The 8,728-nt window shown below is 75.1% G+C and carries 9 protein-coding genes and 1 pseudogene; 7 read left to right on the top strand and 3 right to left on the bottom strand.

Annotated features, from left to right (window positions below; all coding sequences use genetic code 11):
• A pseudogene (locus tag AC0CYZ_RS10940) lies at positions 1-814 on the bottom strand (hypothetical protein); the annotation flags it as partial.
• Between the two features lie 40 nt (positions 815-854).
• Positions 855-2,108 (bottom strand): hypothetical protein, encoded by a 1,254-nt coding sequence (locus AC0CYZ_RS10935; protein WP_472215153.1) that lies wholly within the window; start codon positions 2,106-2,108, stop codon positions 855-857.
• Between the two features lie 227 nt (positions 2,109-2,335).
• Here AC0CYZ_RS10935 and AC0CYZ_RS10930 point away from each other — a divergent pair, with 227 nt between their 5' ends.
• Entirely contained in the window at positions 2,336-2,995 is a 660-nt protein-coding gene (locus AC0CYZ_RS10930) for a helix-turn-helix transcriptional regulator (RefSeq protein WP_472215151.1), read from the top strand.
• Here AC0CYZ_RS10930 and AC0CYZ_RS10925 read toward each other — a convergent pair.
• On the bottom strand, positions 2,992-4,197 hold the full coding sequence (locus tag AC0CYZ_RS10925) for an acyl-CoA dehydrogenase family protein (protein WP_472215149.1): 1,206 nt from the start codon (positions 4,195-4,197) through the stop codon (positions 2,992-2,994). The genes AC0CYZ_RS10930 and AC0CYZ_RS10925 overlap by 4 nt on opposite strands.
• Before the next feature lie 150 nt (positions 4,198-4,347).
• Between AC0CYZ_RS10925 and AC0CYZ_RS10920 the strand changes: the two genes are divergently transcribed.
• The 6 genes from AC0CYZ_RS10920 to AC0CYZ_RS10895 form a co-directional block, all read left to right on the top strand.
• Positions 4,348-4,752, top strand: a complete 405-nt coding sequence (locus tag AC0CYZ_RS10920; RefSeq protein ID WP_472215147.1) for a TOBE domain-containing protein — start codon at positions 4,348-4,350, stop codon at positions 4,750-4,752.
• Positions 4,749-5,573 (top strand): molybdate ABC transporter substrate-binding protein, encoded by an 825-nt coding sequence (gene modA / locus AC0CYZ_RS10915; RefSeq protein ID WP_472215145.1) that lies wholly within the window; start codon positions 4,749-4,751, stop codon positions 5,571-5,573. Before AC0CYZ_RS10920 ends, modA begins: the two co-directional genes overlap by 4 nt.
• Before the next feature lie 34 nt (positions 5,574-5,607).
• Complete coding sequence (locus AC0CYZ_RS10910; protein ID WP_472215143.1) at positions 5,608-6,381, top strand: ABC transporter permease; 774 nt, start codon at positions 5,608-5,610, stop codon at positions 6,379-6,381.
• A 20-nt stretch (positions 6,382-6,401) separates the two neighbouring features.
• Entirely contained in the window at positions 6,402-7,499 is a 1,098-nt protein-coding gene (locus tag AC0CYZ_RS10905) for a sulfate/molybdate ABC transporter ATP-binding protein (protein ID WP_472215141.1), read from the top strand.
• 84 nt (positions 7,500-7,583) lie between these two features.
• Complete coding sequence (locus AC0CYZ_RS10900) at positions 7,584-8,192, top strand: ClpP family protease (protein ID WP_472215139.1); 609 nt, start codon at positions 7,584-7,586, stop codon at positions 8,190-8,192.
• A partial coding sequence (locus tag AC0CYZ_RS10895) for a ClpP family protease (RefSeq protein ID WP_472215155.1) occupies positions 8,192-8,728 on the top strand: 537 nt, incomplete at its 3' end. The genes AC0CYZ_RS10900 and AC0CYZ_RS10895, both read left to right, overlap by 1 nt.

Raw genomic sequence — 8,728 nt, 5'->3', positions numbered from 1 at the left:
TGACCGGGACGACCTTCGGGAGGACCACGGGCGGGAGCGCCACGACCGGCGGTGCCGTCGTGGGGGTGGTGGTCGTCGTCGGGTGCGGCGTGGTGGTCGGCGTCGGGGGCTTCGGCGGCGTCGAGACCGGCGGCGTCGGCGGCGGACCCGGCGGTCCCGGGGGTCGCGGCGGACCTGGTGGCCTCGGTCCCGGGGGCCCCGCGCGGGGTGGACCCGGCCGGGCCGTCGTCGTCGTGGGTCTCGGGGTCGTCGTGGTGGGTCTCGGGGTCGTCGTCGTGGGGCTGGTCGTGGTCGGGCGCGGCGTCGTCACGGGCGCCGGCAGCGTCCGTGCCGTCAGCCACACCTCCCGCACGACCGGCGTCGTGGTCCCGTCCGGACCGTGCAGGAGCAGCCGGACCTGGACGTCGACGGTCGGCGTCCCCAGCCGTGCGGGCCTGCCCGCCCGGGTCCCGAGCCACTGCGTCCAGACGCCGCGACGGTCGAGCCCGCGGACCTGCACGTCCACCCCGGTACCGGCGGGGAGGTCCGCGGTGAGCACGCCCTCGAGCTCCGTGGTCGGCGACGCGAGCCGGCGCGGCGCGAGGGTCAGCACACCGTCGGCGGCCCGCCCGGGAGTGCCCGGGGCCAGCCGGACCCCGCCGTCGGCGAGCACGACCCCGGAGTCGTCCCCGCCGTCGAGCGCGAGCTCGGCCGCCCAGGACTCCCCGGGGGAGGTGGTCGTCAGGACGGACGTCGGCGGATCGGCGAGGGCACCCGGCGCCACGGCGAGGAGCAGGCCCGCCGCCAGCGCACCCGCGGTCAGGAATCCCGCCACCCGCACCGCGCAGCGGGGGCACCCCGATACGGACGGGGTCTCAGCACGCGGGGACATCGCTGGCCTCCAGGGCGTTGGCGGGGACGTAGCGGGCGGCGCCGAGGCGCAGCCAGCCGGTGGGGCTCGACCCGGTACGGCCGGCCGGCGTCGAGGCGCCCGTCGCGCACTGCACGGGGACCCGGGCATGGGGCGCGACGACCCCGACGTCGCGGGCGTCGGCCGCGGGCGCGGCCCGGACGGTGATCGGGTCGTCGCCGCGGGCGGTGCCCGAGCGGCCGGTGCCGGTCCAGAGGTAGGTGGCCTGGACCCAGGCGTTGTCGCGCAGGCCCAGGTCGCGGGTGAAGGTCCCGTCGGCCAGGTCGATCCCGGCCGGGTTGCTGACGCGCCGCCCGGAGCCGTCGCGCCCGCGGGCGTAGCCAGCGGTGGCCGCCGCCTGCGCCTCGGGCACGCCCCGGGGCAGGTCGGCGAACGACTCGCGGGTGCCGGGGGCGGACCAGTAGTCGTCGCGCGTGTTCCACGGCCCGAGGTCCCACACCGGGGCCCAGGCGCACCGGCCGGCGTCGGTGCAGACCTGCACGGTGTAGTCGCCGGCGCCGTCCGACGCGAGCCCGCGGCGCGAGGGCAGCGCGACGAAGCGGTCGTCGGCGACCACGCGGTGCCCGTTGGCGGTGCGGTTCCCGACCAGCCCGACGCGGGTCGCGAACACCCGCGCGGTGAGGGCGTCGCTCGCCGGCGGTGGGGTCGCGGCGGGCGCGCGGTCGGCGGTCAGCCACAGCCGCCGCAGCGAGGGCGACGCCCCGCCGGCGCCCGCGACGAGCGTGACCCGCACCTGGACCTCCAGCGTGGTCTCGGGGAGCAGCGCGGGCGCCGACGACGCGGCCGTCGTCCACTGGCTCCACGAGCCGTCACTGCGCAGGCCGCGGACCGCGACGACGACGTCGGAGCCGGCCGGGCGCTCGACCGTGGCGTCGGCGGTGACCCGGTCGGTGACCGCCGTGACCCGCCGCGGCGGCAGCAGGAGCTCGCCCTCCGCCGGCGCCGGCCCGGTCGACGTGGTTCGCGGGCTCGTGCTCGCCAGCCGGATCGCGCCGTCGCGGGCGACGACGTTCGCGTCGTCCCCGCCGTTCACCGACAGCTCCGCCGCCCAGCTCTCGCTGCCCGCGATCGCCCACGCCGTCCCGCCCGGTACGAGCGCGGCGCCGAGCACCAGCGCCGCGCCCAGGGTCAGCGCCGCGCCCGTACGTGCCGACCACGCCCGCTGCGCCCGCCGTCGGTGCCCGTCCCGATCCACCATCACCGCTCCCGGTCCGGGGCCCGCGCTGATGTGGGCCGTCCGCGAAGCAGCAAAGGATCAACAGCGCTCCGTGGTCAATCGACACGCACGTGACGCGTGTGAGTGAGACCTTCGCGGGTGAATTACACGGCTGTCATCACTTCCGGGGAGGTGTGGGTCCCGGGAGTGCACTCGATGCGGTGACGCGGTAGGACTCGTCGAGCGGTCGGGCTGATGGAGGGGGGGCGATGGGACGCACGTGCGTCGTGCACGACGTCCGGGAGCAGGCCCGCCATCGGCTGGAGCTCCTGTTGCGGGCGCACGCGGACGTCGACGAGATCGTCACCACGGCGGACGACGACGACCTGCTGGCGCGCGCGGGCGAGGGGCCGACCGAGGTGGTCGTCGTCGGGATGTCGCCGGCTGCGGACGTCGCCGCGCTGGTCCGCCGGCTGCGCGAGGTCGCCCCGACGACGGCCGTGCTGCTCGCCGGGACGACCGAGGACGCCGGGACCGTGGCGGCGGCGCTGGCCGCCGGGGCGGTCGGGTTCCTGCGCTGGGAGGCACCGCGGGCGCTGGTACGCACCCTCGTCGAGGTCGCGGGCGAGTCCTCGAGCGGCGCGGACCTGCTGCCTCTGAGCGTCCCCGGCTCGCGGGACGACGCACGCACCGGCGAGACCCGCGTCGACGTCGCGGTGCAGCGCTCGCTGGGCCTGTCGGTCCGCGAGGTCCAGGTGCTCATCGGCGTCGGCCGCGGGCTGACCAACGCCGACATCGGCCGCCGGCTCTACCTCTCGGGGGAGACCGTGAAGACCCACGCCGCCCGGCTCTTCCGCAAGCTCGACGCGACCGACCGCGCCGAGGCGGTCGGCCGTGCCTGGGCCCTGGGGTTGTTCCGTAGGGGTTAGGCCCGGGCCTTGATCTCCTGGCGGGCGACGGTGCGCAGGTGCACCTCGTCCGGCCCGTCGGCCAGGCGCAGCGCCCGCGCCCAGGCGTACGCGGACGCGAGCGGGAAGTCGTCGGAGACGCCGCCCCCGCCGTGCACCTGGATCGCACGGTCGATCACCGCGCACGCCATCCGCGGACAGATCACCTTGATGGCCGCGATCTCGGTCGCCGCCCCGCGGGAGCCGACCTCGTCGATCAGGTAGGCGGTCTTGAGCACCAGCAGCCGGGCCTGCTCGATCTCGATGCGGCTCTCGGCGATCTGCTGCTGCACGACGCCCTGCTCGGAGAGCGGGCGACCGAAGGCGACGCGCTCGTTGGCCCGGCGCACCATCGCGTCGAGCGCGCGCTCGGCCATGCCGATCAGCCGCATGCAGTGGTGGATGCGCCCGGGGCCGAGGCGGGCCTGCGAGATGGCGAACCCGCCGCCCTCCTCGCCGAGCAGGTTGGACACCGGCACGCGGACGTCGTGGAACTCGATCTCGCAGTGTCCGTGCTGGTCCTGGTAGCCGAACACGGGCAGCGCCCGGGTGATGTGCACCCCGGGGGTGTCGCGGGGCACGAGCACCATCGACTGCTGCCGGTGCTTCGAGGCCTCCGTGTCCGTCTTGCCCATGACGATGAAGATCGCGCAGCGGCTGTCGGCGGCGCCGGAGCACCACCACTTCTTGCCGTTGACGACGTACTCGTCGCCCTCGCGGCGGATCTCGGTGGTGATGTTGGTGGCGTCCGAGGAGGCGACGGCCGGCTCGGTCATCGCGAACGCCGAGCGGATCTCGCCCGCGAGCAGCGGGACCAGCCAGTCCTGCTTCTGCTGCGCCGTCCCGAACAGGTGCAGCGTCTCCATGTTCCCGGTGTCGGGTGCCTGGCAGTTGATCGCCTCGGGGGCGATCACCGGCGACCAGCCGGTCACCTCGGCGACCGAGGCGTACTCCAGGTTCGACAGCCCCGACTCCGCCGGCAGGAACAGGTTCCACAGCCCCCGCTCGCGGGCCTCGGCCTTCAGGGTCTCGACGACGGGTGGGAGGTCGTGCTCGGCGGGGGTGCCGCGACGTTCCGCGCGCCAGGCGTCGTACTCGGCCTCGGCCGGGAGGATCGACTCGTCGAGGAAGGCGCGCATGCGCTTGGTGTAATCGTCCGCCACGGCACTGGGTGCGAAGTCCACCCGTCGGACTCTCCCACCGGACCGCGCAGATCGCGAGGTCTGCCGGGACGGCCCCGGGAGGCCCGCCCGTGGGCACCCGGACCCCCGCCACGGAAATTCCCGTCGATCACCCCCGGCGCAACCGCACCTGCGCCTCTACACTCCGGCGCCGTGACGCAGTTCAGGATCGCCGAGGCAGCCCGGCTGCTCGGCGTCAGCGACGACACGGTGCGGCGGTGGACCGACGGCGGCTCGCTCCCCGTCGAGTCCGACAGCAGCGGACGCAAGGTCATCGCCGGGGCCGACCTCGCGGCGTTCGCGCGGGCCCAGGCCCACGCGGTCCCCGACCCGTCGGGGGTCGGACGGTCCGCCCGGAACCGCTTCGTCGGGCTGGTCACCGACATCCAGAGCGACAAGGTCATGTCCCAGGTGGAGATGCAGTGCGGCCCGCACCGCGTGGTCTCCCTCATGAGCACCGAGGCCGTGACCGAGCTCGCCCTCGAGGTCGGCTCGCTCGCGGTCGCCGTCGTCAAGGCCACCCACATCATCGTCGAGACCCCCGGAGGCACCGCGTGAGCACGCAGCCCTCAGCCCGCACGGCACGTCGTGGTGCCGTCCTCGTCGCGGCGCTCGTCGCCCTCCTCGGGCTGACCCTGGCCGCCTGCGGCGGCTCGGACTCGGGATCGGGCGGTCAGTCCTCGTCGGCGCAGGCTCCGCCCCGCACGCTGACGGTGTCCGCCGCCGCGTCGCTCACCGAGGTCTACCAGTCGCTCGCGCAGCAGTTCCAGGCCGCGAACCCGGGCGTGACCGTCAAGTTCAACTTCGGCGGCTCGGACCAGCTCGCCCAGCAGGTCGTGCAGGGGGCGCCCGCGGACGTCCTCGCCACCGCGAGCCCCACGACGATGCAGACGGCCGTGGCCGCGGGCAAGATCCAGGGCGACCCGCTGATCTACGCGACGAACAAGCTGCAGATCGCGGTTGCGCCGAACAACCCGAAGCAGATCGCCTCGCTCGCCGACCTCGCCAAGCCCGGCGTCACCTCCGTCGTGTGCGCGCCCGCCGTGCCCTGCGGCGCCGCGGCGACGGCCGCCGAGAAGGCCGCGAACGTGACGCTGAAGCCGGTCAGCGAGGAGCAGGACGTCAAAGGCGTGCTGACGCGGGTCGAGACCGGCAACGCCGACGGCGGCCTGGTCTACCTCACCGACGTCAAGAGCGCGGCCGGCAAGGTCGCCGGGGTCGACTTCCCGCAGTCCTCGGCGAAGGGCGTCACCCAGAGCTACCCGATCGGCGTCGTCACCGGCAGCGCGGACCCGCAGCTCGCGCAGTCCTGGGTCAGCTTCGTCACCGGCCCGCAGGGCAAGGCCGCGCTGACGCAGGCGGGCTTCGCCACGAAGTGACCCGGGCGCGCGGAACGACGGAGGCCCCGACCCGGTGAGCTCCGTCCCCCGCTTCCTGTGGGTGCCGGCGGCACTGGGCTGGCTGCTGGTCGCCGTCCCGGTCGTGGGGCTCGTCCTCCGGGTCGACCTGTCGGACTTCGTCGGCCTGGTCACCTCCGACGCGGCGCTGGCCGCGCTGTGGCTCTCGCTGAAGACCGGGCTGGCGACGATGGTCTGCTGCCTGGTCCTCGGCGGGCCGCTCGCGGTCGTCCTCGCCCGCTCGCGGCTGCCCGGGCTGCCGTTCGTCCGCTCGGTCGTGCTCCTGCCGTTGGTGCTCCCACCGGTGGTCGGCGGGCTCACCCTGCTGTTCCTGCTGGGGCGCACCGGCCCCGTCGGGGCCTTCCTCTACCAGCGCTTCGACATCACCGTGCCGTTCTCGACGACCGCGGTGGTGCTGGCGCAGACCTTCGTCGCCATGCCGTTCCTCGTCGTCTCGCTCGAGGGGGCGCTGCGCACCGCGGGGGAGCGGTACGAGGCGGTCGCCGCGACCCTCGGGGCCTCCCCGGTGACGACGTTGTGGCGTGTGACGATCCCCGTCGTGCTGCCCGGACTGCTCTCGGGCAGCGTGCTCGCGTTCGCCCGCGCCCTCGGGGAGTTCGGCGCCACGATCACCTTCGCGGGGTCGCTCCAGGGCACCACCCGCACCCTGCCGCTGCTCATCTACCTGCAGTCGCAGGACGACATCGACGGCGCGGTCGCCATGTCGCTGGTCCTCGTCGTCATCGCGATCGTCGTGATCGTCGTCAGCCGCACCCGGGACCTGCGGTGACCGGCGAGCGGAGCGACGGGGTGGTCAGGACGAGCCGGCTCGCCGCCGACGTCGCCGTCGTCCGCGGCTCCTTCGAGCTCGACGTGTCGCTCACGGTCGAGCCCGGCGAGGTGGTCGCGGTCCTCGGGTCCAACGGAGCGGGCAAGTCGACGCTGCTCGGGGCCCTCGCCGGCCTGCACCGGCCGTCGCGCGGCGAGATCGTGCTGGGCGAGCGGACCCTCAGCTCCCCGACGGAGACGGTGCCGGTGCACCGGCGCCGCGTCGGGCTGCTCAGCCAGCAGGCGCTGCTCTTCCCCCATCTCTCCGCGCTCGACAACGTCGCCTTCGGGCCGCGCTCGACGGGAGCCGGGCGTGGGCCCGCGCGCCGGACCGCCGAGCACTGGCTCGCGGAGGTCGACGCGACGGAGCTCGCCGCCCGACGCCCGGCGCAGCTCTCCGGCGGCCAGGCGCAGCGCGTCGCGATCGCCCGGGCCCTCGCGTGCGAACCCGAGCTGCTGCTGCTAGACGAACCCTTCGCGGCCCTCGACGTCGACGCCACCCCCGCGGTCCGCTCCCTGCTGCGCCGCGTCGTCCGCGCGACCGCGGTGACGACGCTGATGGTCACCCACGACGTCCTCGACGCCGTTGTCCTCGCCGACCGCATCCTGGTCCTCGACGCCGGGCGCGTCGTCGAGTCCGGCACCACCACCGAGGTGCTGACCCGGCCGCGGTCGCCGTTCGCGGCGCGGATCGCGGGACTGGACCTCGTCCCCGGCCGGTCCTGCGCGGGCGGACTGGTCACCGGCGAGGGCACCGTCGTCGGCGGGACCCACCCGGAGCCGGTCGACGACGGCGAGCGGGCGGTGGCGCTCTTCGCCCCGGCGTCCGTGGCCGTGTTCCGCGACGAGCCGGGCGGCTCGCCCCGCACCGCCCTGCCGGTCCGGCTCGCCGCGATGGAGCCGCACGGCGAGCTCGTGCGGATGCGGGCGGCGCCGGTACCCGGGGGCCCGGCCTGGATCGACGGGCTCGCCGCCGACGTCACCCCCGCCGCGATCGCCGAGCTGGACGTCGAGCCCGGCGACCGGGTGTGGTTCGCCGTGAAGGCGGCCGAGGTGACGGTGCACCCGGCGGGTCGCTGACCGCCCGCGCTGCTCACGGCGGATCCGCGCTGCCGGGGGCGGAGATCGTGGCGAGGGGGACGGCCGGGCCCCGACGGTGGGGCCATGACCGATTCGACCTCCCTCACCTTCTCCCCGGAGCTGCGCGCGAACCTCCTCCGGCACCGGGTGCTCGTGCTCGACGGCGCCCTCGACGACGACAACGGCACCGCCCTCGCCGGCCACCTGCTCACCCTCGCCGCGGAGAACGACTCGGCCGACGTGGCGCTGTGGATCCACTCACCCGGCGGGTCGGTGCCGGCGATGCTGGCGATCCGGGACGTGATGCGGCTCGTGCCGTGCGACGTCTCGACCCTGGCGCTCGGGCTCGCCGCCAGCGCCGGCCAGTTCCTGCTCTCCGCCGGTACGCCGGGCAAGCGATTCGCACTCCCGCACGCCAAGATCCTGATGCACCAGGGGTCGTCGGGCATCGGGGGCTCGGCCGTGGAGGTCGAGGTGCAGGCCAACGACCTGCGTCACACCCGCGACACCGTGCTCGGCCTGATCGCCTCCGACACCGGCCAACCGCCCGACCGGGTCTTCGAGGACTCCCTGCACGACCGGTGGTTCACCGCCGACCAGGCCCGCGAGTACGGCTTCGTCGACGGGACCGTCACCTCGTTCGACCAGGTCATGCCGGTGCGCCGGCTCCGCGTCGGGATGGCGGCGGCGTGATGGCCACCTACACGATCCCCAACGTCGTCACCCGGGACGCGCGCGGCGAGCGCGTGGTCGACGTCTACTCCCACCTGCTCTCCGAGCGCATCGTCTACCTCGGCACCGCCATCGACGCGGGCGTCGCGAACGCGCTGATCGCCCAGCTGCTCCACCTCGAGGCGGATGCGCCGGACCAGGAGATCTCGATGTACGTGAACTGCGAGGGCGGCGACATCGCGGCGATGCTCGCGGTCTACGACACCATGCGCTACGTCCGTGCCCCGATCGCGACGACGTGCGTCGGGCAGGCCGTGGCGGCGGGTGCGGTGCTGCTGGCCGCGGGCGCGGCCGGGCGCCGCTCGGCCCTGCCCCACACGCGGGTGGTGCTGCACCAGCCGGCGGCCCAGGGACGCGGCGCGATCCCCGACCTCATCCTCGCGGCCGACGAGGTCGTCCGCGTCCGGGCCGAGACCGAGGCCATCCTCGCGCTGCACACCGGTCAGGACACCGAGACGCTGCGCCGCGACACCGACCGCGACCTCGTCCTCACCGCC

The organism is Actinomycetospora sp. (assembly GCF_055612215.1).
The sequence above is the reverse complement of the archived record's forward strand: the minus strand, read 5'-3'. Positions and strand labels throughout refer to the sequence as shown.